At 29.6% G+C, this 24,953-nt stretch carries 21 protein-coding genes; 3 read left to right on the top strand and 18 right to left on the bottom strand.

Going from position 1 to position 24,953, the window contains the following annotated elements; translation table 11 throughout:
* Nucleotides 1-14 precede the first annotated feature (14 nt).
* The gene (locus ACO6VN_RS01480) at nt 15-830 is read left to right on the top strand and encodes a MerR family transcriptional regulator (protein ID WP_218688130.1); all 816 of its coding nucleotides are present in this window, start codon (nt 15-17) and stop codon (nt 828-830) included.
* Between the two features lie 384 nt (nt 831-1,214).
* Here the strand turns inward: ACO6VN_RS01480 and ACO6VN_RS01475 are convergent, their stop codons facing one another.
* The 4 genes from ACO6VN_RS01475 to ACO6VN_RS01460 form a co-directional block, all read right to left on the bottom strand.
* The gene (locus ACO6VN_RS01475; RefSeq protein WP_216683791.1) at nt 1,215-1,895 is read right to left on the bottom strand and encodes a hypothetical protein; all 681 of its coding nucleotides are present in this window, start codon (nt 1,893-1,895) and stop codon (nt 1,215-1,217) included.
* Nucleotides 1,888-2,769, bottom strand: a complete 882-nt coding sequence (locus ACO6VN_RS01470; protein ID WP_422404150.1) for an ATP-binding cassette domain-containing protein — start codon at nt 2,767-2,769, stop codon at nt 1,888-1,890. Before ACO6VN_RS01470 ends, ACO6VN_RS01475 begins: the two co-directional genes overlap by 8 nt.
* Nucleotides 2,756-3,127: a GntR family transcriptional regulator gene (locus ACO6VN_RS01465; RefSeq protein ID WP_017000320.1), complete on the bottom strand. Its 372-nt coding sequence runs from the start codon at nt 3,125-3,127 to the stop codon at nt 2,756-2,758. The genes ACO6VN_RS01470 and ACO6VN_RS01465 overlap by 14 nt, the downstream gene beginning before the upstream one ends.
* 370 nt (nt 3,128-3,497) lie before the next feature.
* A complete protein-coding gene (locus ACO6VN_RS01460; protein WP_246566963.1) occupies nt 3,498-4,214 on the bottom strand; it encodes an alpha/beta hydrolase in 717 nt (238 codons plus the stop codon).
* A 186-nt stretch (nt 4,215-4,400) separates the two neighbouring features.
* Here ACO6VN_RS01460 and ACO6VN_RS01455 point away from each other — a divergent pair, with 186 nt between their 5' ends.
* A complete protein-coding gene (locus tag ACO6VN_RS01455) occupies nt 4,401-5,300 on the top strand; it encodes an Mph(C) family macrolide 2'-phosphotransferase (protein ID WP_194201133.1) in 900 nt (299 codons plus the stop codon).
* Between the two features lie 237 nt (nt 5,301-5,537).
* On the opposite strand, the gene ACO6VN_RS01450 is transcribed toward ACO6VN_RS01455, so the two are convergent.
* From ACO6VN_RS01450 to ACO6VN_RS01430, 5 genes are all read right to left on the bottom strand, one after another.
* Nucleotides 5,538-7,868: a CDP-glycerol glycerophosphotransferase family protein gene (locus tag ACO6VN_RS01450; RefSeq protein ID WP_422404149.1), complete on the bottom strand. Its 2,331-nt coding sequence runs from the start codon at nt 7,866-7,868 to the stop codon at nt 5,538-5,540.
* Nucleotides 7,869-8,776: 908 nt separating this feature from the next.
* The gene (locus tag ACO6VN_RS01445; RefSeq protein WP_422404148.1) at nt 8,777-10,423 is read right to left on the bottom strand and encodes a phospho-sugar mutase; all 1,647 of its coding nucleotides are present in this window, start codon (nt 10,421-10,423) and stop codon (nt 8,777-8,779) included.
* A 121-nt stretch (nt 10,424-10,544) separates the two neighbouring features.
* Complete coding sequence (locus tag ACO6VN_RS01440) at nt 10,545-12,569, bottom strand: CDP-glycerol glycerophosphotransferase family protein (protein WP_282862635.1); 2,025 nt, start codon at nt 12,567-12,569, stop codon at nt 10,545-10,547.
* Nucleotides 12,570-12,578: 9 nt separating this feature from the next.
* A complete protein-coding gene (locus ACO6VN_RS01435) occupies nt 12,579-13,688 on the bottom strand; it encodes a glycosyltransferase family 2 protein (RefSeq protein ID WP_422404147.1) in 1,110 nt (369 codons plus the stop codon).
* The gene (locus ACO6VN_RS01430; protein ID WP_422404146.1) at nt 13,685-15,028 is read right to left on the bottom strand and encodes a glycosyltransferase family 2 protein; all 1,344 of its coding nucleotides are present in this window, start codon (nt 15,026-15,028) and stop codon (nt 13,685-13,687) included. Before ACO6VN_RS01430 ends, ACO6VN_RS01435 begins: the two co-directional genes overlap by 4 nt.
* A 295-nt stretch (nt 15,029-15,323) precedes the next feature.
* Here ACO6VN_RS01430 and tagD point away from each other — a divergent pair, with 295 nt between their 5' ends.
* Complete coding sequence (gene tagD, locus ACO6VN_RS01425) at nt 15,324-15,716, top strand: glycerol-3-phosphate cytidylyltransferase (RefSeq protein WP_282862632.1); 393 nt, start codon at nt 15,324-15,326, stop codon at nt 15,714-15,716.
* 70 nt (nt 15,717-15,786) lie between these two features.
* Here tagD and ACO6VN_RS01420 read toward each other — a convergent pair whose 3' ends face one another.
* The 9 genes from ACO6VN_RS01420 to ACO6VN_RS01380 form a co-directional block, all read right to left on the bottom strand.
* The gene (locus ACO6VN_RS01420; protein ID WP_214269722.1) at nt 15,787-16,146 is read right to left on the bottom strand and encodes a hypothetical protein; all 360 of its coding nucleotides are present in this window, start codon (nt 16,144-16,146) and stop codon (nt 15,787-15,789) included.
* Nucleotides 16,147-16,288: 142 nt separating this feature from the next.
* Entirely contained in the window at nt 16,289-17,296 is a 1,008-nt protein-coding gene (galE, locus tag ACO6VN_RS01415) for a UDP-glucose 4-epimerase GalE (protein WP_422404145.1), read from the bottom strand.
* Nucleotides 17,297-17,317: 21 nt separating this feature from the next.
* On the bottom strand, nt 17,318-18,460 hold the full coding sequence (locus tag ACO6VN_RS01410) for an aminotransferase class I/II-fold pyridoxal phosphate-dependent enzyme (RefSeq protein WP_422404144.1): 1,143 nt from the start codon (nt 18,458-18,460) through the stop codon (nt 17,318-17,320).
* 5 nt (nt 18,461-18,465) lie between these two features.
* Nucleotides 18,466-19,086 (bottom strand): acetyltransferase, encoded by a 621-nt coding sequence (locus ACO6VN_RS01405; RefSeq protein ID WP_422404143.1) that lies wholly within the window; start codon nt 19,084-19,086, stop codon nt 18,466-18,468.
* Nucleotides 19,083-19,679: a sugar transferase gene (locus ACO6VN_RS01400; RefSeq protein ID WP_369964694.1), complete on the bottom strand. Its 597-nt coding sequence runs from the start codon at nt 19,677-19,679 to the stop codon at nt 19,083-19,085. Before ACO6VN_RS01400 ends, ACO6VN_RS01405 begins: the two co-directional genes overlap by 4 nt.
* Before the next feature lie 16 nt (nt 19,680-19,695).
* Nucleotides 19,696-20,808, bottom strand: coding sequence for a glycosyltransferase family 4 protein (locus tag ACO6VN_RS01395; RefSeq protein ID WP_422404142.1), 1,113 nt, complete (start codon nt 20,806-20,808; stop codon nt 19,696-19,698).
* Nucleotides 20,792-21,919 carry a hypothetical protein gene (locus tag ACO6VN_RS01390; protein ID WP_194200670.1) on the bottom strand — a complete coding sequence of 376 codons (1,128 nt, stop codon included), beginning with the start codon at nt 21,917-21,919 and terminating at the stop codon, nt 20,792-20,794. The genes ACO6VN_RS01395 and ACO6VN_RS01390 overlap by 17 nt, the downstream gene beginning before the upstream one ends.
* Nucleotides 21,916-23,130: a hypothetical protein gene (locus ACO6VN_RS01385; protein ID WP_422404141.1), complete on the bottom strand. Its 1,215-nt coding sequence runs from the start codon at nt 23,128-23,130 to the stop codon at nt 21,916-21,918. The genes ACO6VN_RS01390 and ACO6VN_RS01385 overlap by 4 nt, the downstream gene beginning before the upstream one ends.
* Nucleotides 23,127-24,947 carry a nucleoside-diphosphate sugar epimerase/dehydratase gene (locus tag ACO6VN_RS01380; protein WP_315293795.1) on the bottom strand — a complete coding sequence of 607 codons (1,821 nt, stop codon included), beginning with the start codon at nt 24,945-24,947 and terminating at the stop codon, nt 23,127-23,129. Before ACO6VN_RS01380 ends, ACO6VN_RS01385 begins: the two co-directional genes overlap by 4 nt.
* Between the last annotated feature and the right edge of the window lie 6 nt (nt 24,948-24,953).

Genomic DNA, 24,953 nt, shown 5'->3' with positions numbered 1-24,953 from the left:
GAGGAATTCAATTTATGCAAAAAATTAATCATATACCTATAAGCGAGTTTGCAAGTCTAACAAATGTTAGCCGACAAACATTGATTTACTATGACAAAATAGGCTTATTTAAGCCGGATTTTAAAAATGAAAGTGGCTATCGTTATTACTCAGTTAAACAAATCGAGTTTATTAGTGTCATTACATTATTGAAAGAATTAGGTATGTCCTTAAAAGAAATTAAACAATATACACAAGACAAATCACCAGAACTTTTCCTAGATCTCATGCAACAACAAAAGAAAGTCATACAAGCACAGAAACAACAATTAAATTTTAATGAGCTCGTAATAAACGATAAAATCAAATCTATCAAAGATGCTATCCATACAGAATTCGATAAAATTGAACTTCACGATATAGAAAACACTACATTTTATATTAGTGATAACATCAATAATGTTTCCGAGCTAGATTTTCTAATGTCAATAAACCAATTTGTAGATGAGCTCAAGCATCACAATTTATTCTCTAGTCAGCCAATAGGCGTTGTGACAAAGAAAAATGAAATTTTAAATAAACAATATAATCAATATAGCTATCTTTATGTTGAAATACCCTCAAATAAAAGTGACTATACAAATACCATTACCCTAAACGGACAGTACTTAGTCGGGTATCATGTCGGTTTAGATCAAACAATTTATGAAACTTATCAAAAGATGTTTAACAAAATAGAAGAGTGGAATTTAGAGATCGGTCAATACGTTTTTGAAGAATATGTATTCGACTCAGTGATTAAAAATAATGAAAAAGAATATATTACGAAGATTATGATGGAAATTACTTAAGGGAGCCTGAGATGTTTATATGTCTCAGCTTTATTTTTAGATTTGGGTCAGAATAAAAGTTAGTTTGTGTATTTATGTAATAATTAATCCAATAAAATGTAGTCTAATTGGATTTTCCGCATCATTAATCCAATAAAAGGTGGTCTAATTGGATTTTCGACTTAATTAATCCAACAAATGCCACTCTATTTGGATTTTCGACTTAATTAATCCAACAAATGCCACTCTATTTGGATTTTCGACTTAATTAATCCAACAAATGCCACTCTATTTGGATTTTCCGCATCGTTAATCCAATAACAGTATCAATTCTTACTTTTACCAGTTCCATTCCAAAAAAGAGCTCAGGATTTATGTCCCAAGCTCTTCAGTTATTATAAATATTCACTCTTTCATTCTAGCTTTTATCATTATAGGGTATATCAAGAGCGCTGCTATTACACCAACTGCTCCTAATATATGAAATGTTTCATAAATATGATTCATTATCCATTCTACAAGTGGCATAATATCACCTAAAACAGACCAAATGAATACAATTACGCCAAGAGCGAATACACCTAATGCAGTTGGAATAATACCAACTCGATACATAATAGCTGCTAGTAAGAAACATACTCCTGCGATAAATAGTATAGCTAGGAAATCAATCCAAAAGTTATCTAACACACTCGCATTTGGTATTAAGTCTCCTGCTCTCAATAATACTACTGTACTTTTTGAAGAGTCTGTAATTAATCGAACGATATAGCTAACAACTTCTTGTACGATAAGCAATGCAACCATGAATATTAGGTAACTAGACCATACGCTAAAAATATATTGTTTTCTCGTTGCACCTAGTTCAATAGATGCTTTAAACGGATCGTGAAATAAGAACAATGGTAAGAATCCTAATATACCAAACACAGGACCTGATAATAGTGGTCTAAAGTCTTCTGGTTCTCCAAAATAACCAATAGCCACATAAAGCGCTGCTAGAAGTATAAGCACAACCGTGAATATATAAAGTTGAAGTTTCAGTTCCCTAAATACAATTGAAAATGAACCTTTAAAATTATTCATGATGGGCCTCCTTCGTCATCGTTATATTAACTAAATAATCTTGTATATTCGCTTTATCCACTTTAATATTTAAAGCTTCACATTGCTCTATCAATGAATCACTATACGAAACATCCACCATTACTTTATGCTGACTGAGTATTGTAGATTGTTCGATAATATCTTTGTCTGATACAACTTGTTTAATATCTTCTAACTTGCCAAGTAATACTGCACCTCTTGATTGGAAATACTCAATAGGTTCATGTAACTTAACATCACGATTAGAAATGATAATTAGCTTTTCACAAATTTTTTCTATTTCTTTAATATGATGAGACGCAATCATTATATATCTTGGGTCTTCATCATATGACTTTATTAATGCTTTAACGAATACCTTTCTCATATATGCATCTAAACCATTCGTGGGTTCATCTAACATTGTCACAGGTGCATGGCTCGCAATACCAATCACACCTTGTACCATAGACTGCATACCTTTAGAGAAAGTCTTAATTTTCTTCTTTCTTGGTAATTCAAATAAATCAATTAAATAATCCGCCTCTTCTTGATCCCAATTCGTATTAAACATCGCTGCAAACTTCATCGCCTCATTTACTGTCCATGATTTTCCAAAATAATGATTCTCTCGCAAATAAGTGATTTCTTCCGTTGCACTCGTATTGTTAAATGGCTTCTTATCCAATACAGATAGATGACCTGCGTCAGGACGCTCTTGCCCAGAAATTAATTTCATTAAAGTTGTTTTACCAGAACCATTACGTCCCCATAATCCAACAATCATAGGTTCGTCTTCTTGGAGTGATAAATGCTCTAGAATGTTTTCATCCTTATACTTAAATGACATATCTTGAATATCAATGATTGTCATAATCTTGTTCCACCCTTCTTATGAGTTCTTCTTTACTTATATTTAGTCTTTTAGCTTCTTTAACCATATTCTGGATATAAGAATTAGAGAATGCTTGCATTCTTGTATTTACAAGCTTGTCGCGCGCGTCTTCAGCTATAAATACACCAATACCTCTCTTCTTAACAACAATACCTTCATCAACCAACAGTGTAATACCTTTTTGAGCCGTCGCCCTATTGATATTATAAAAATTCGAAAGTTCTGTTGTAGAAGGTATTTGTTCACCTTCTGACAAAAGTCCTTCAACTAAATCATCTTTAATCATATCTGCAATTTGCAAAAATATAGGTGTTTCATCATTCAATGTAGGTTTCATATTCATTCTCCTTATCCTATAACATGATTGGTTGATTAGTTGTGTAATCAACTATAATACTTACCATGTTATTTGTCAATCAATTTTATGTATATTTACTCTCATAATACTGCAATATTCCCATTATATCAGTATTTTAAAGTTATGAAATTTTTATAAAAGGTTGGTTAGTCATCTTGTCGAAACAATAAACAGACTGAGACATAAATAATTGTTCCGGACTCTATTTTTGTATTGGCAGTAGTGGATTGGATGATTATGTTGCACGTGGACCTTCTCTTGCAACATTCGTTATCTTATTTACACAAACAAAAAAGCTGAGACAAATAAAAATTGTCTCAGCCTGTTTCATTACATTGGCAGTAGCCGATTAATACAATATTTTATTAATACCTTCTGCAAAATACGTTTCAAAAAAGTGGTGACGATGTATACCTTCAGGATGTGTTACAAAAGTTAAACGAGAATCAGGGTTAACTAACTTCTCTTCAAGAATTTCTACACCCTCTTTAGTACAAGGAACCATATTCTTTAATATATTTGGATACTCAGCACCCTCTAACTCACCGACATACCAATAAACATCCCGAGGATATTCAATATTATCAGCCTTTTTAAGAAAATCAATAAATCCCGGATACCACATTGAAGCAGACATTACTAAATACTTACCAAACAAATGTGGTCTTGTAACTAAAGCATAAATAGATAGTAATGCACCAAACGAACCGCCACCAATAGTTAAATACTCAGACTCATCAAAAATATGATACCTTTCCTTTAAGTAAGGGATTAATTCAAATTCCAGTAAATCTAAATACTGCTCAGCTTCCCCACCATAATGCTGTCCACTAACATCCTCAATCCAAGGCGTATATTCCCTATTACGCTCTACTGGTTCAACACCAACAAACATGACATTACTTGGATATTCTTCGACAAGCTTATCAAAAAGATATGAACCATCCTGTACAATAACAGTGTGAAAAGGCACAGGATCAGAATTATCATCTTCATAATGTTCAGGAAGTGCAATCGTTAATAAACGACCGTTCCATAAAATTTTTTGTACCTCTTGCAAACCCATCCACTCCTATCATTCTCAATATTATCAATTGAGAAATATTATCATTTATAACATCATAACATAAAATACTTTCATACGTTATAGCACAATCTCTTGCAGTTATCGTTTGCATATCAGTTATATTTATATCAAGATAAAACAAAATACTTTCATAAAAAAATACAATAGAAATAAGGAGCCAATAAAATGACTCAACATAATGAAATTATTAAATGCGCAGAAAAGTATCAATTGCATATCCAACCTCAAACAATCTCATTGAATGAATCAGGACTAGATTTCCAAGTTGCATTTGGAGAAGATGAACAAGGCGTAGAATGGGTTTTAAGACTACCAAGAAGACCTGACGTTTATAAGCGAACAAAATCCGAAAAACAAACGGTAGACTTCTTACAAAAGAACGTTTCATTTGAAGTACCAAAGTGGAAAGTACACGAAAAAGACCTTATCGCTTATCCAAAACTTACCGGTAAACCTGCAGCAACAATAGATCCGCAAATACAAAACTATGTATGGGAAATTGAACACAAACCAGTATCAGAAAACTTTGTTAACACATTAGCTGAAACACTCGTAGACTTGCACAACATACCAGAAGAAAACATTACCGCACATCATATAAATATCAAAACTATACAAGAAATTAGAAATGACTTTCAAAGAAGGATGAATAAAGTCAAAGAAACTTATGGCGTAGCAGATGAGTTATGGAACAGATGGCAACAATGGTTAGAAAACGATGAACTATGGCCACAACATGTAACCATGATACATGGAGACTTACACCCAGGACATATAATGGTAGATAACGAAGCAAACGTCACAGGACTCATAGATTGGACCGAAGCCACCCACTCCGATCCTTCAATGGACTTTATGGGACATCATCGTGTATTCGGCGACGAAGGATTAGAGCAACTTATAACAGCATACGATAAAGCTGGAGGAGAAACATGGCCACGAATGAAAGAACATATAATAGAACTCAATGGAGTATTCCCAATGTTTATCGCTGAGTTTGCTATGGAATCAGGAGAAGCGGCGTATGAGAAAATGGCATTGAAAGAGTTAGGTATGGAAGAGTAGAAGTTATAAAATAAGATATTTATAAAAAGCTCCCTTTATGAGTTATAAAGAGAGCTTTTTATATTGATTTCCGTTTTTAAATGCTGTTTGACCCTACTGAATCAAGCGTCTTATTGGTAGAATTGTTTGTATTTCTATATTTGTGTAATTCATAATGAGTTAAAGAATTTACATTTCCTACGAAATATTTTCCATATTTACTTAAATTAAAACAATAAACTACTTTTTAAATCATATTTATAAAATATTTAGAGACTTTAATTCTTTTACTATTCGTTCACTATTTTTATTATCATTAAATTCATTAATTTTTTTATATTTTTTCATAACATGTTGAGGTATTTCATAATTAGTTCTTATAGCATGATTTACTATGTCTACTAATTGTTCTCCCGAATATGCGATTTCACCTGGTGCGTTATATTCATTAACTGGTGGAATAGCCTTATAATTTTCAATTAAGTACTCTTTTTCTTCCCAATAAAATATTGGGTAAGCACCTCTATATATACTGTCATATATTGCTGAAGAATAATCTGTTATAAATATTATCGATTTAGTTAATGCCACACTCGGATTAGGCTCTATTATATTTTTATATTCTGGTAGATTATCAAATATAAATTCCGAAAACTTGTTATGAGGTACGACTAATAATCTATCTTTCAATCCAGCTCTTTCAAACTCTTTAATGACTTTAATTATAGATCTAAAGTAGCTTGTTTTAGTTATATCTCCAGAATATATTAATCGTTCTTCCCAATATCTATAGGTAGGCATATAAGCAATTTTATCTGCACCTTCATTTAATTTAATATTGTCAAATGTAGCTAGTCCGGTCTTAATTAAATCATCTTCTTCATAGCCCATTTTATAAAATTGTTCAGCTTCAAGATCTGATGATATAACATTTTTTATATTATTATACTTATTATAATTTTTATGGAAGCCATAGGCCATAGGATTATCTACTGGTTTAGCAAACATAATACCATGTTGTAAGAAAACACTTGGTGTATCCATTATTTTTTCTCTTAATGAATCTATGTATATTCTATCATTTATAATATGGTTAGGAAGTTCAGAAGAAATAAAATAATCAGATTCATATAATTTCAAATAATGTTTAAAACTATATTTTTTTAATAAATATTTCTCGTATTTTTTTTTCAATTCTCTAAAGTAACTTGCATTTTTATCTAGAATAAAATAATTCTCTGAGCTAATGTTAGTTTCTTCTTTTACTTTGTCAAATACCTTTATGGACGACTCTTCAGCTCTTTCACTTTTTTTCTCGAAATATAAATTAGTAGTTTTATTCTTTCTTTTTCTTGAAAGAACGCTTGCTAATTTTATTTTGAATTTATTGAATTTACTATACTCTTTTGAATATGGCATTGATGTTAGCGTTAAATTGCTGCCTAAGTTATTCCTTAACACTAGAACATTATCATTAAAAACAGTAATTTTTAAAGTTTTCATTGGTTTTGTCAAATTTGACAAAGCAACATTATGCAATACAAATTCATTATTACCACATAAAATATTCGTATGTATTCTATCTAACTTTTCTATTTCTTTGAAAGGTATTTTAGCTATGACAAATTGATTTAATATCTTTAAATTCTTAAATGGTCTTTTAAAAGAACTAACTTTAGTATTTTTATTTTGCAAATATATATCATCATACTTATGTTTAGCTTGGTAACCATTGTGTTTAAATCTTCCCATTAAAACAAAATGTCTTTTAGTTTTTAGAGGATATAAAAACGAAGTATATTGAGAAATCAGCTTAGGATTTGACCTTAAAACATGTACCCCTCTACTATTATTAAAAATAAAATATTTTTTACTATTGAAAGTAAAATATACTAAAATATGTTCTTTTTTGATACTTTTAGTCATTCTTAATTCTTTAATTATACTAGGAGACAAACCAATTTTGTTTACATTCAGAATGGCACTATCATTATTTTGATTATTTTGTACAAAAATATTGTTAGAATTAATTAAACTAATGGTAAAATCTTCGTGTTTATAGTGAATTTCATATAGAAATTTATTATAAGTTATTTCTTTTAGAAACCTATCGTAAGTGATAATAATTATTACATTATTAAACTTCAATTTAGCTAAACTAACGTACCTTTGTCTTTCCGAAGTTATTTGTATATTTAAACTTTCTTTATAAACAACAACTTTAGATTCATTTTTCTCAACAAATAAATCTTCTAAAACAAACAGCAAATGCTCCTCAAAATAAATCTCGCCAATATATCTTTCTGACACACTAAAATCCAAGTAATTATTATATATTATTTCATATTCGAATATATTATCCTTATTATTAGAAGAATCTATATAAATGTAACCATCTTTAGCATAAACTATTATATCCTTATCTATTTTAGCAATAATTTGATTGTTCATTTCTGTTATACATAACGCTTTTTTATTATTTGATGGTATTTCAACCAATCTATCTTCATTAACTTTAATATCGCTATATAAAATAGCATTCCCTTGTATTTCAAAATCAAATTTATTTGAAAATCTTTTTATTTTCAATGTTTTTCCTCCAATAATTTTATATTTATAAAAATAATACATTATTTTATTTGTCGAGATTATAAAAAGAACAACCCTCTATTAATTTTATTAACAGAGGGTTTATACGGGGTTCCTTACAAAAACATCTTACAATCATTCTGATTTTTTGTAAATATATTTTTTATAATTAAATTTAATATCGAATTTAATTATACGATTTTATATTTTTCTTCATTTAATTAAAGATTCAAAAGCAGATTAATTTATTCTTTTTCACATTCGATGTAATGTACAAATATTGGAACTAATATAGAACTTAAAAAATTCCCTCTTCCGACTAGTTATTATCAATATTAATATTAAACTACAAAATGTTAATTTTGTAAAATTGAATTTTTTCTTTTTTGTTTTAAAATTAATATAACTATAATTTAAAATATTTTCCTTTATTGATATACCATTAAATGTTAATATAACTATTATTAATATTACTTTCTTTAAATAATAAATTTATTAAAGCTGTATTATACATTAAAGCGTAATCCATCAAGTATTTTTACAATCTTAGTGTTATTAACACATTAAAAGGTCGTCAATATATAGTAGCTATAAGAATATAAAGATTTATACAATTTTTATCCCTTTAAATTTCTGTGTGAATTTACAGCTTATTTTGATAAAGAAACATATTTACTATTGTTATATAAAGTTACTAGTTATAGTGAATTATTAAAATATATTTTTGGAAATATAGAACTTCCAATTATTCATTTAAAATTCTTTTATTAAATATTTATTACAGAGGTAATTAAATTGTTAGTAGTTTACATATTTGTACTTAACTACTCAAAAAGAAATAAAAAAACTGATTACATACTTAGTATGTAATCAGTAAAATTCAAATTATTATGTTAGTGACAGTTACACTAATTTTTCAAATTGTAATTTCGTAAAAACTCTTCAACTACACCATCAAAATCTTCTACATCAAGCGAGAAATACAATTTCATTTTTGGTTCTGTCCCTGATGGTCTGACTGCGATGAATCCTTCTTCAAATATGAATTTAATTAAATCTGCTTGAGGTAAATCGATTTTACTTTGTTCGCCTGTTTCAATATTTGTTCTTTCTTGCTTAATATAGTTCTCTATAAATAAAGGCTTTAAATTTCCTACTTTAATTGTTGTAAGGCGATTGAAGTGGTCCATTATTTGTTTAATTTGTGCTTTGCCTTCCATCCCCTTAAAGGTTGGAGATAACGTCTTATCTTGATAATGGCCAAGCGTTTCATATATTGTTTCTAATACATCTTTAAACGTTTGATTCTCTTGTGTCAGCTGTTCTTTATATTTAATTAATAAAGCAGCTGTTTGAATGGCATCTTTATCTCTAGAAAAATCATTTAATAAATAGCCATGACTTTCTTCGAAAGCTAATACAAGTTTAGCTTCATCATTTTCTAACGCTTTAAGTTGTTCTGATATATATTTAAATCCAGTTAAGACATTAATTACATCTATATGTAAATGTTCCGCTAATTTCTCACTTAAAGCACTTGTTACAACAGATTTAATCATGTAAGATTTTGTACTTTGTAATTCATCATGTCTTAATTTCAGAAGTAACAATCCAATTTCATTACCATTAAAGTAACGGGTTGTACCGTCTTCATATCGTTCTACAATACCTAATCTATCTGCATCTGGATCCGTAGCTACGATTAAATTCGCACTCTCTTTATCAGCTAATTCCTTCCCTAAATCAAATGTATCTTCCATTTCTGGGTTAGCAATATTAACCGTTGGAAAATCGCTGTCTGGCTCTGACTGAGATGTTTCAATTACAAAATGATCATAAGATAAATCATGTAAAATACCAGAAAGTATTGGCAAGCTTGTACCATGTAAACTTGATAATACAGTTTTTGAGTTTTGAGTTTTGAATGTGCCAACTAAATCGCAGACTGCTTTTTTATAAGCTTCTGTCGTCTCATTTTCAAATGGTATAACGATATTGTTTTCTTTCAGTGTCTTTAAGTCATTCACTTTAATATTTAATGGGTCATTTACTTGATCAATATATTCACTGAGCTTTAATGATGGTTCTGTTAATAATTGTCCACCGTCGGCTCCGTATACTTTAATGCCATTATAGTTTTTAGGATTATGACTCGCTGTTATCATAATACCTGCGGTTGTATTTAAATGACGAACTGCAAATGATAATTCTGGTGTCGATTTATAAGTATCAGGTAATACCACTATCACACCATGAGTTCCGAGAACTTTAGCGATTTCTTCTGAAAATTCTTTTGATAAGTATCTTGTATCAAAGTGGATTACCACTGTTGGTTCATCTGAAATATCCTTTAAGTAATTTGCGAAACCTAAAGCAAATTTTTGTATCGTAAATTTATTTAACCTGCCTGGCCCAATACCGAAAGTACTTCTAATACCGGCTGTACCGAATGCCAATGTATCTTGAAATCCTTCATCTATTTCTTGTTCAGTGAGTTCATTATGAAACGATTCAACTAAACTCTCAGAAAGCTTATCTTCCCATGCTTGTTTCACAATCTCGCCGCCTTTCTACACTATGTAAGTAACTCTATTCTAACCTTTTCAATTATATTTGTCTTTAATATCTACTATGCATTGAATGTTTTTAATAGTATTTTTATATTGGCCTGTAACTTTATATTTCTTTAATTTTATTCACAATAGTTTCTCTTATATTTTGTTTCACTTCATACAGTCTTTCATAAGAATTTTCATATTTAGGTAATAATGCGAATTGATTATCTTTAAACTTGTTTAGCGTCGCAAATAATTCTTCTAAATTTGCCACTACTTCCCCTATTTCTTCATATCTAATTTGTTTTGAAGGTACATGATGAGAAGCATATTTATTGTACTGATAAAACACAACATTCTTTTTTTGAAACAGAAAGTCCACAGCTACAGATGAAAAGTCTGTAATAAGAAATTTACTCTTAGCAATTAAATCAGGTATTTCTACTTTAGTTGTACTTTGAAATTTCACATTTTCATCATTACCTGTTAGCTGTTCAGAATATTTTTCAAACTGAGGGTGCATTAATACATTTAATGTTAAATTATTATCTTTTAAGTAATTATAAAGTAACGGGTGATTAATAAAGTGATTTAACTTCTTGTAATATTCTGTCTGTAAAAATTGAGAGTGACTTAAATTTTGTAACCCTCTTTGCCAAGTAGGCATAAATAATATTTCATTACTCATTTTAGAAGTTTCAAGTAAATTATCATGACGTGCCATTCCTGTTATAAGGACTTCATTATCATTATATCCTAATGTTTCCATTATAATTTCTTTCTCATATTTGCTATTTGCAGTAATATAATCAACTTTATAATAGTTTTTACTTAAGTATGGCGATATATTGTGAATAATCATACCATGCTGGATCGAAATAACTTTTTTATTCAGTAGTTCTTGTTTATATATTTTCTTATAGAGGCTCTGATTAAATGGTGCCATTGTTTCTTCAAAGGTAAAGGATGTAATGTATTTATCAGCTACAAGCATTAATATTTTATGTTTAAATGATTTAAGATATATCGAATTTTTATACTTTCTTAATTTTTTTATTGCTGATGTTGCTTTTTTATCTATTAAATAATAAGCATCTAAGTCTGTTCTATTTTCCTGGATATATTTATATAAATAGTATGAATTATCGGAGGCACTATTAATCCTTTCACTTATTAACCATACTTCTTTTTTATTTTTAAATTTATACACTTTGGCACAAATCTTAAGTATATTTTTCTCAAAGTTAAATAGGTGTTCTTTAAGTTTTATTCGGGTGTCTCTAAATTTTTGTGTTTGTCTCCAAGCATTTGTTTGTTTAATATCTTGTGTTAAATCAACTGGTTGATCTAAATATTGTGCAGTTTTTTCTTTCCAATAACGTTCGCTTTTAATTAGGACTAATGCGCTTAATGCCACTTCATCATATCCTTTCATAACAAGCTGATAAAAGAAAGAATATGGCGTATAGTTTTCATTTTGAAATAGCCTATCATTTTTCAGAAACTTACGTAACGTGTCTAAATAAGCTTTTTGCATATCTTTTTCAACATTATGCTCAAAATATTTATTATCTATAGCAAAATCAATAAAACCCGTAAATTCTAAATCACTTTCGAATGCATTTAATACGTCTTGATATTTCACATGATTCATCAACATCATGTATAAATTCAAGAGATTTTCTTTATAATCATCATTTCTTACACTTTTACCCATATACTGCGATTCAACTAATATATAATCTTGGTTAAATAAATTCATTTTTGTATTTAAATAGGTATCTACTAATGAATTATTTTTCACTAGACTGCTCTCAATCATCAATGTTGAAAATACATCTCTATAATTACTTAAATTGTATTCATATTCTTCAATATCGTATTTATCCCTTAAAGTAAATTGGGATATTTTTATATTTTTTTCTTTCATTTCACTGATTGTTGTCGTAATTAATTGTTTTGATATAGAAAAATTAGGATTTGTATACACGATATAATCATAATGCTCAACGTCATCATAAATTTCAAATTCATCTTGAATAGTATCTACAATTATAGTTTTTTCAAAAATCTCATGATTTAATTGTTCATTAAATAAATCTACGTCTTTGTTCTTAATATCAAATAATACTTGTAGTAGTTTCATGTTGATCTCCTATTTAAACTTTCTCATTTTACTTAGTATTCTATACAACTTTATACTTTTACTTTTTTTAAACTGATTATATATTCTATAATTTCTCTCTAGATTTTTACCTTCATAAAAATATTTTCTTCTTGATGTTAATAGTTGTGCATATGATATTCCTAATTGATACTCTTCTTTTTGAATTAAATTAATAATTGGTATTTCATTTTGTAGATACATATTAAAAACTGCTTTATTATAATTCAAAATAATATTTCTTATTTCTTTAAATATAGTAATTTTCGTGTTTTCATCTAATTCTTTAAAATCTTCATCTAGCACTTTCCAAAATATTGATCTCAGAGCATTAATTTTAAAAAACTCTAAACATTCATCGTTATAATAAGAGCGACAAGTATTATATGCCTCTATATCATTGTATATAGATGGCTTTATAGCTTGGTGGGTTAATGATTTATTAGCGTCTTCTTCTCTATTTCTATATCTATAAACGATATCTGGCGTGTATGAGAAAGATTGAGCTTTTGTATACAGCAAAGTATCTACAAGTTTGTCTTCTCCATTTTTCATATCTTCTACAAACTTAATTTCGTTATCTAAGTAAAATGACGTTCTTATTAATTTAAGGACAACACCAATTTTCACTTGTGCAAAAAATGGTGTATCTAATAAATTTGTTGATTTATAAGTTTTCATTAACTTATGTTCTCTGAAAGTAGGGTGAAGAAATTCTGAACCATCTTCGTTTACAGAAACCATTCTCCCCATAGCAAAATCATCTTTTTCATCCATAATACTTAACAATACTTCATATGTATTTTCCTCAATCGTATCATCAGGATCCATAAAATGAATATAATCTCCCGTAGCCATTTCTACTCCAATATTTCTAGGTTTTCCAGGAGAACCTTGATTTACAGGAAGTTTATAATATATTAAATTAGTAAACTTGTGTTTATTTTCTTGTATTATGTTAGCAGTATTATCTGTAGAACAGTCATCTACTAATATGATTTCTAAATTTTCTTCACCAATGCTTTGGAATAACAAAGAATCTAGACATTCTTCTATATAATCCTCAACGTTGTAAATTGGTAAAATTACTGAGATTTTCATTTCTTTGCTCCCTTTTTCATAATTCTTCTGTATAACCTTTTAACTAGCGCATCATTTTTTACCCAAATTATTGTATTTGTTTCGATATCTTCAACTTTGAATCTGCATCCAAACAATAAGCATTTCAAAGGAACTTTAGCTATATATTTAGCCATGCATATATCTTCTAGAGGATGGCCTAATAATGTAACATCTCGTAATTCTTTAACAGTTGCAGTCGTAACTTTTTTCTTACCAAAATAAACGGAAACACAAGACCGGTAATCTAAACCACACATGTTTTTAGAGAAAGAAAATACCATTCTTTGAGTTCTCCAATTATATTCATTGATAACTAATTGAATATCCTTATAATGCTTAAAATAAGGAAACTTCACACCTTTCAAAGAATATAAATAGGCTTTATAAACATTCAAACAGCTTAAATTATCTATTATTTTCAAATCTATATACTTAAACACTTTTTTTGAATAAAATTCAAAAGACCTGTCAATATTTGTGTGCATTTCGTTAATATATTTCTGATTATGCTCTACTAAATAATCTAAATAATGTAATGCAATTAAATATTGAATATATGGTATTACACGACCATGTATAGCAATTGATTTTTGAATTAAAGAAAAATAATTTTCTTTAATATGATATGTGTAACGCTTTTCTGAAGACCATATTTTGCGACTTAGCGAAGTCTCATTATTACGGTCATAATAATAATGACTGTCCTTTAACAACCCATACTTTAGCTCACTTAAAATAATAGAGTTAAACATGTCTGCATCTTCCCAATAAGATAGGGATTCATTAAACTTTAACTGACCACTCTCAGACAACTCCGAACTAAAAACAATCCCACCAATATGGAAATGAATACACTTATAATCTCGCATAATATCAATAAAGTTCTGCGACCTCTGAAACCTATAATTCAGTACATGATCATATGTCTGTTCATTTCTTATAACCTTAATTGGTGTAATAGCTACTTTAATGTCTTTATGCTCACTGAAGAAATGCTTAGTAACTTTTACAAAATTTTCACTAATTAAATCAGAGTCATCAATAAAAGTAATCAAATCTGTATCTTTATCAATAGAATCTAATCCTTTATTTCTAGCAACACTAACACCCTTATTTTCTTGATGAATAACAATAATATTATCTAACTTTCCATAACCATCTAAAATATCCTTTGTACGGTCTGTACTACCATCATTTACAATGACAAGCTCATAACGTTGGTTCTCACAACCCTTTAAAATACTTTCAATTGTATTTCTTATCGTATCCTCAGCATTGTATACCGTAACTATAATTGAAATTTTCAAATCATCTTTCACATTAATTAACCATCCTATAATAGTTTTTTCATGTTGTGTTTATCTTAATAATCCAAATAACTTAACTTAATTATACATATTTCCTATTAATTTACAATTATATTTTCAGTTTATCTATATTTAAAAATAATTATATATTTTTAATATGTAATAGCATCTACTTCTTAATAAAAAAGCTCTAACCTTAGAAAGGCCAGAACTTTTTAAAATTGTTATTTTTACTTTCTGTTAGATAATCGTTTACATTACGTTTGCAATATATTAACATTTATATAATGTTATAAGGAGGTTCATTATGAAAAGAGTCATTACTTATGGTACATATGATTTGCTACATTACGGACATATAGAATTACTTAGAAGAGCTAAAGAATATGGCGATTATTTGATTGTGGCACTTTCTACAGACAATTTTAATAAATTAAAAGACAAAAAATCTTATTATAGTTATGAACAAAGAAAGATGATGTTAGAATCTATTCAATTCGTTGATCTTGTTATTCCTGAAAATGAGTGGGAACAAAAAGTAAAAGACGTTAAAGAATATAATGTAGATACATTTTTAATGGGTCATGATTGGGAAGGTGAGTTTGATTTCCTTAAAGACCTATGCGAAGTTATATATTTAAATCGAACAGAAGGCATTTCAACAACTCAAATCAAAAAAGAATTATATGGAGAAAGTTGATTAAACACAACACAAAAGCCCTGCACACGCTTCTATTCTAAATGCGTGTACAGGGCTTTTAATATTCCTTCTATTCACTTTTACTTTCTTTAATTTGCACTGATTCTTCATATGCGTAAACCGCTTCTTGGTAATTATTACTGCGCGGTAATATTTTCTTTTCGACTGCTTGGTTATATGCATCCATTTTTGTTTTTTCATCTTTTTTGCTATAGATAATTTCAGCTAAATCTTGTTGATTATTTATTTTCATTTCTGAATCTTGTTTTTCTTCCTTTTCCTCTTTCTTTTCTTTAGATGATTTAGCATCTTTCTTTTGTTCTGTAGCTTTATCATCTTTTTCATCGGTACCCATTTCCCCCGTTATCATTAAATAACCCGTAAATATTGTGAAACATATTACTAATATAACTGGTATCAGATTTTTCATTTGTATACCTCTTTCTCTAGTTTCTATTATCATTAATATTAAACTACAAAATATTGATATACAACTATAGTCAGTTACTTATATAATGATTACCAAAAAACGTTTAAGAGTCCGGGGCATAAATCCGTCTCGGACTCTTAAATTATATTGCATCTTTATTAATACTGTTATACCCTTCTGGATGCTTCTTATGAAATGCCCATGCTGTTTTTATAATTTCTTCTATATCTGTATATTTTGGTTTGAAGTTTAATTTTTCGACTGCTTTTTCTGTTGAAGCAATAAGTATACTTGGATCGCCTGCTCTTCTTTGTTCTACTTTGCATGGAATGTTATGACCTGTTACTTTTCTTGCTGCTTCAATAATTTCTAGAACGGAATACCCTTTTGAACTGCCTAAATTTATTGATTGGCTCTCGCCACCTTCATTTAAGTATTTCAACGCTTTTATATGTGCGTCCACCAAGTCTGATACGTGTAAGTAGTCCCTTATACATGTTCCGTCTTTTGTTGGATAGTTATTTCCGTATATAGCAATTTCTTTTCTTTTTCCTAATGCTACTTCTAATATTATCGGTATTAAATGTGTTTCTGGGTTATGGTCTTCGCCTATTGTTGCACCAGCTTTTGCACCGGCTACGTTAAAGTATCTTAATGCTATATACTTTAATCCATATGCTTTGTTTGCCCATTTAACCATCTTTTCCATTACTAATTTTGATTCACCGTATGGATTTGTTGGTTGTAATATCGTTTCTTCTTTAATAGGTACTTGCTCTACTTCGCCATACACTGCTGCAGTTGATGAAAATATTAATTTGTCGATTGAGTATTTTTTCATTATTTCGAGTAAAACCTGCATACCATACATATTATTATTAAAATATTTAAGTGGCTTTTTCATAGATTCGCCAACTAGTGAGTATGCACAGAAGTGCATGACTGCATGAACTTTCTCGTTTTTAAATACATTTTCCATAAACGCTATATTTCTACAGTCCCCTTCATAAAATTTAGCTTTATGATGTATGGCTTCTTTATGTCCTGTTTCTAAATTATCGACTACTACTACATCAAACCCTTCCTCAATTAATTGATCTACTGCATGAGATCCAATATATCCTGCACCACCTAGAACTAAAACTTTCATTTTCCCTTCCTCTTTTACTTTTTAGTTATATTGTTTTGCAAGTTTATTTATATGTTCAATAACAATACTCAATTGTTCTTCTGTCATATTTGAGCCTGACGGAAGACAAACCCCTGTTTCAAATAGTTTTTTCGAACTATCTTCTTTTTCAAATATGTAGTCATACCCTTCATACAATGGTTGCAAGTGCATCGGTTTCCACACTGGCCTCGCCTCAATATTATGTTGATGTAGGTATTCTATTAACGTTTCAACAGTAAATCCTGTCTTTTCTGAGTCTATCGTTAAGGCTGTTAGCCATCTATTAGATTTACTGTTCTCTAATTCTGGTTGGAATTGAAATCCTTCTATTTTATTTAATACGTCGTAATAAGTATCAAATATAGCTCTTCTTTGATTTACTCGTTCTTCTAATACTTCCATTTGGCCTCTACCTATACCTGCTGAAATATTACTTAGTCGATAATTATAACCTAACTCACTATGTTGATAATGCATGGCTTTATCTCGTGCTTGAGTCGCTAAATATAATGCATGCTCTATACTCTCTCCATTGCTTGAGACAAGCATGCCTCCACCGCTCGTTGTAATAATTTTATTCCCGTTGAATGAAAATATCGCGTAGTCTCCGAAGCTACCGCTTTTCTTACCTTTATATTCTGACCCTAACGACTCTGCTGCGTCTTCTATTAACTTTACGTTGTATTCTTCACACAACGCTTGAATTTCATCCATTTTGGCTGACTGTCCGTATAAATTCACAACTATAACTGCTTTAGGTCGTTTACCTACCTCATTATATTTTTCTAAAGCTTTGCGTAAAGCATGTGGCGACATATTCCACGTATCCATTTCAGAATCTATAAATACTGGTGTCGCTTTTTGATATAAAATAGGATTAGAAGTTGCGCAAAATGTTAAAGAAGAACAAAGCACAATATCTCCTTCACTTACTCCACATTCTATTAATGCTAAATGTAAAGCGAATGTCCCACTTCCAACTGCTAAAGCGTGTTCTACTTGGACATAATTTTTAACAGTGTTCTCGAATTCAGTTACATTTTCTCCAAGCGGTGCAATCCAATTTTGTTTGAAAGCACTTTCTATATATTTTTGTTCATTTCCTCCCATATGAGGCGATGATAAATATATTGTTTGATTCATTCTACCTACCTCCTAATAGGCTTTGCAGGTGTCCCAACTACTATTTGATGATTTTCGACATGATTTACCACTGTAGCGCCAGCCCCAATAATTGCGTCGTCGCCAATTTTTAATGCTGGTAATACTGTAGCGCTAGCACCTATTTGTGATGCTTCTCCAACTTCTACGCCTCCTGTTAGCGTTGAATTCGGTGAGATATGGACATAGTCTTTAATGACGTTATCATGCTCGATGATGGATCCTGTGTTGATAATGTTATGTTTACCAATTGATGTTTCTGCGTTTATAACACTATTTGCCATCACGACTGTCCCGTTCTCTATTTTCGCTGATGAACTAACAATCGCTGATGGATGTCTCAGAACAGGAAATTGTTCAATTGAAATTGCTAGTCTATTAAACAATCTCTTTCTTATATAATTATTACCTATAGCAATATGGAATAAATATTCCGCTTTATATAAATGAATATTTTTCAGATTATCGTATATTAAATTTTCTTCTTTGTGATATTCTGTTATGTCATCCGTTAAATAGCCTTTAAGCTCATATTCATCATTTAAATCAATTATTTCTTTAACTACTTTCGCCTGGCCGCCATTTCCTATTAACAGTATAGGTTTCATAGTGGATTACCTCTAAATTTCTCCATTGTTACATGGTTAGTAGCTGTAATATCTTTTCTTTTGATGACATTCATAATCGTCTTATATAAGATAAACATATCTAATTTAAATGATTGATTTTCCACATACCACACATCTAATTTGAATTTTTCTTCCCAAGATATAGTGTTACGACCATTCACCTGTGCCCATCCTGTTATACCAGGTTTTACGAGATGTCGCTTTCTTTGTTCTTCTGTATATAACGGTAAGTAGTCCATCAAGAGTGGTCTTGGTCCTACTAGACTTAAATCACCTTTTAATACATTAATTAATTGTGGTAGTTCGTCTATACTCGTTTTACGAATGAAATCCCCTGTCTTTGTCATTCTATCTTTATCAGTTAACAGCTCACCATTTAGGTCTCTTTCATCAGTCATTGTTCTAAATTTTAAAATCTCAAATGGCTTTTCATCTTTACCTGGTCTCGTTTGCTTAAAAAATATAGGTTTGCCAATCTTTTTGTTGATTACTATTGCAGTTCCTAAAATAACAGGAGCTGAAACTATTAAAGCAGAGAATGAGACCGTTATATCTAATGTTCTTTTTAACATTGAATCACGCCTTTGTTTATTTTGATAATACTTTATCGTATATACATTTCATTTGTTCTAGCACAGTAGTTTCGGAATATCTTTCTTTAATTTGTTCATTATTCAAGCCCATATTATGACGTAAATTTTTGTTCTGAATTAACGTTATAAACTTATCTATTAATTCTTCGTCATTATCTAATTCGATTGTGAAACCATTAATTCCGTTTTGTACTAAATCCATATTACCACGTATATGACTTACTATTAATGGCTTATGTAATGCCATGCCTTCTAATACACATCTCGGTAATCCTTCTTGAGTTGATAATAAAGCAACGATGTCTGACTGATAGATTATTTCTTTAATATCTTGTCTATATCCTGCAAATATAACGCCTTCAAGGTTGTGATTTGCCACATATTCTTTATATACTTCTCCCATTTCCCCACTACCGATGAGCACTAACTTTGCACGTGGACATTTATACGTAATCTTTTTCCAATTTTTAAGTAAGTATAGCTGATTTTTTCTTTTACTCATTTCTGCCACGTAACTGATGATGATATCATTTGAATCTAAGCCTAATTCCTCTCTAATACTCGTATGATTATCGATATTAACAGCATTATATTCACTTAAATTAACACCGATACCATTAATAAAATGAACATTTTCTTTATTAAAAAATTGTTGTGCGCTTTTATAATCTTCTTCGTTCATAACTGCTATTTCGTCTGTCAATTTAGCAGCAAACCTTTCCATGTTTTTATAAAGTGTATTTTTCACTACACTACCACCTTTATAAAAATGAAAGCCGTGAGCTGTATAAATTAATTTAGTATGCTTCAAATTTACGAGTCGAATCAAAAATGAAATAAATGGTGTATGTGTCGTAATTAAATCAAAATTATTTATTCTTAAAATACTTTTTAATTGAAAGTATGCCTTTATATTACTTAATTTAAATGGCGATCTTTCAATATCTATATCTATACATTTAACCCCTAAATTTTCGATAACATTTTTATTGCCATCATCCTTTGCTACCGCATATACTTCATGACCATTATTTAAAAAGTATTGCATATACGGAATATGAAAAGCTGCTAAATGTCTATAAACTGATGCACTAAACAGAATTTTCATGTCGTTTCTCTCCCATCTTACTAATTGCTAACACGATTAACGGTAACCAACCTAATATTCGAACTCTTGTAGCTGTACCTAGATTATCGTTAATTAAGCTAATTTCTAAAAACAATATAAAGGAAGCCACGATGATTATAATTTCACTTGTTGACATCGATTTAATATTTCTCATTAAATATATAAATATGATTAAAAACGGAATGCTCTCAGCATACATCAATACGAGCATAGCAACCGATTTAGCCTGCCAAATGAAAGGTCCAAATACAGATGATACAAAGGAGTAGAAATAATCTATGTAAAAATGAAATAAATCATCTTTAGCTAAATTAATATTGAGTTGCGAGCCCCCATTTAATGTTTCCATTCCGGTTTGTCGAAATAACAGTGCATCTGAAATAGACATATTAAATATCGGAAACTTATAATCTTTAATAAATACAAAACATAAATTCAGTATTACAAATAGTAACGTCAATATTATTTTTAAGTTCATTATTTTTTTCAAAAAATAAAGTACGTATACTACTAGTAGTGGTAATATCGCATAATCACGATATAAAAACAGCGGTATTAAATTTACAAGAAACAGCACATTGTAAATAAGTGAGTGCGTCTTTATATATTTTATTAACCAGCATAATCCCAATATATAAAACACGAGTATCCAATTGTCTCTATAAATAGATGTTGTTGATAATATCAATAACGATGGATAAATTAAGTTCAATAAAATGATTAAATATTGTTTACGATATTCAACTTTTTCAGTTAATAAATAAGATAAATACATCGTTACTAACGCTAATAAAACATTACCTATTTGGTTAAACATCTTTAATATAAATAGATTTCCTGTCCCAAATATTTTCAAAATACATCCTAAAATAGGTGTATGTATTGATGTATAAATATATGGTCTATTTTCAGCAAATTTCACCGCTTCTTGTGCATATAATGATCCATCTGAACCACCACCAAACAGTTTTGTGTTAAATCCATCTAAACCAATGTGAAGGCTATATAAATAGAATCCTGTATTCAAAGTAAATATGATTAACATAAATATTAAGAAGTAGATTATCAATTTTAACTGATTGCTTTTCATGTATAATCACCTACTTTTCTATTTATAAAAATCATTTTAATAACATACATGACTAGCTCTGTTATTAAAACTGCTAATATTGCGCCGAAGATACCTTGATATAACGTTAAGATAAAAGATAATGGTGCTATAATCAAGAAATAAAATAAATTAAACCTCATTTGTGCTTTATATAATTGGTACGTGAGATATACATTTTCTAAATTGATGTTTAAATACTGTATTAATGCGATTAATATGACAAATATGAATTCTTTCTTATAGCTCGCTATTTTTTCATTGAATATTATTCCGATTATTAAATCGCCATACAGTAAACTGATTACGAATATCGGTAGCACTAATAAGAAAATAAGCATATTTAATTTTTGATTGAGTTTCTTCACTTCTCTAAATCCTAATTTATGTCTCATTTCAGATTGCCCAGGTAATACTGCATTATTGATCGCTATAATGATGTAAGTTCCTGCTGTAATAAGATAAAATAATGAGCCGTAAACCCCTAATTGCTCCGCGTTTCCAATATACTGCAAGCTATATCTTGGTACATTGACGTTCATGCTTGTTAAAAAATGAGCGACACCAAGTGGAATTGTAAGTGCCAATAACTTCTTGGTATCAAAGTTTTTCATTAATTTAAAATCAATATATTTATTTAACTTTCTATATTCGATTACTAAGAACAATAAATGAATGGTAATAAGCGACATAAAAGCCATTACAATGTCTTCAAATATAAAATAAGTCATCATAAATAAAATAATAGTTAATGTTACTTTCCATAAATTAATGTAAAAAACTACGCGCATATTAGTCTTTTTCTGAAAATATGCATATATCATGTCTGAGATTGATTCAATTGCTTTCCAAATTACAATTGAATAAATGAAGCATTCATCTTTAAAAGGTAATGAAAAAAATTGTATTACGATAAATGATAGTAAAATATATAGAACTGTAAGCATAATTCTTAATGTATGATATTGGTTAAAGGTAAATTCATTTAAATAATCAGAATTGTAAGCAGACCTTAAATTCAATCTTGATAACAACAGTATTGGCGCTGTTATAGCCAAGCCTAAAGTCAACAATCCTACACTTTCTGTACTATCAAACTTGGATATCACAATTAAGATGACCAATTGTAATAATGTTATGAGAACAGTAGTTAAGATATTATAGATAACATTCATTTTTAAATTACTGATCATTTAGATGAACCCTCTTTATTATTAGCAAACGTAATAATCTCTTCAGCTTTACAACTTTTGTTATAAATTTTATCCATTAATGAAGTTAAAAGTCTTTTATCTGGCAAGTTCACCTTACCTCTGTATATTTTTTCATACACTTGTTCAGGATGAATTTCATCTTCATTTAACAACTCTTCAAAAAGTTTTTCTCCTGGTCTAACGCCACTAAATTCAATCCCAATATCATCTTCTTTATAACCACTTAATCTAATTAAGTTTTTAGCTAAATCGACTATTTTTACTGGTTTCCCCATATCTAGTACAAACACTTCTCCACCCGTTGCCAATGCACCCGCTTGTAGCACTAAACGTGATGCTTCTGGTATCGTCATAAAGTATCTTGTCATATCAGGATGTGTAACCGTTACTGGACCTCCTGCTTCGATTTGTTTTTTAAACAATGGTATAACTGAACCACGAGAACCTAATACATTTCCAAATCTGACTGCTACAAAATCGGTCGTACTTGATTCATGATTCATACTTTGGATAACCATTTCAGCTATACGTTTGGAAGCTCCCATTATGTTAGGTGGATTTACTGCTTTATCAGTTGATACCATTACAAATTTACTAACACTTGCTAACTTCGCCGCTTCAGCTGTATATTTCGTTCCCAATATATTATTTTTAATAGCTTCTTCTGGATTAAATTCCATCAATGGAACATGTTTATGTGCTGCTGCATGATAGACAACATAAGGTTTATAAGTCTTCATCACTTCCATCATACGCTCTTTATCTTGAACATCCGCAATAACGGGTACAACTTCTATCTTATCTTTATACATTTCTACTAACTCACGATGAATATGATATATACTATTCTCCCCGTGACCGAGTAAGACGATTCTTTCAGGATTAAATTTACATACTTGTCTAGAAATTTCAGAGCCAATAGAACCACCAGCGCCAGTAACAAGTATAGATTTATGTGTTAATTCTTGAGATATTAGCGCCATATCTAATTCAACAGGTTCACGACCTAATAGATCTTCAACTTCTACTTTCTTTAGTTGTTTCACTTCAACAACACCAGACATGACATTTTCGATGTTAGGCATAATAAGTACTTCCCTCTTCAACCCTTCGCATAAAATATTGATTTCTCTCAATCTCTGTCTTGAAAGCGTTGGTATAGCAATGATGATTTTCTTTATATTAAATCGTTTCACTAAATCCGGGATATCCTTTATGTATCCTTGAACTTTAATTCTGCCAACTATCGACATTTTTTGTTTATTCGGATCATCATCTACTACGAGTACGGGTTCCATACCCATATCAGGTGTATTAATCATTTGTCTAATAAGTAAAGAGCCGCCGTTTCCAGCTCCTACAATTAATGTAGGTAATTTCTCAAATTCTTTCTTCATAAATGACTTCCTAAATATTCTCCATGACAATCTTGAACCACCTATTAGCAATAAATGCATCATCCAAGTTATAAAATATAACCTTATAAACGGTGACTCTTGAGTCAATATCGGAACAAAAATTACAGTTGTTAAAATTGAACCTGTGACTGCTTTAACTATCAAAATAAGTTCTCCAACACTCGCATATTCCCAAGCACGATGGTATAAATCAAAGAGTTGTGCATAAACGTGATGTGATATAAGCAACACTATTGAAGAAAGTAAAAGCAATTTAATAGAATAATCCTCAAAAAATGGCTTTAAAATGTAATAACCTAAAAATACAGACAAAGTTACGATGATTGAGTCGATAATAAGTAAAATTGCTAGTCTTTGCTTTGATGTGATAAATTCCAATTTGCT

It is taken from the genome of Mammaliicoccus sp. JADD-157, assembly GCF_049310805.1.
Classification (GTDB): Bacteria; Bacillota; Bacilli; order Staphylococcales; family Staphylococcaceae; genus Mammaliicoccus; species Mammaliicoccus lentus.
The sequence above is the reverse complement of the archived record's forward strand: the minus strand, read 5'-3'. Positions and strand labels throughout refer to the sequence as shown.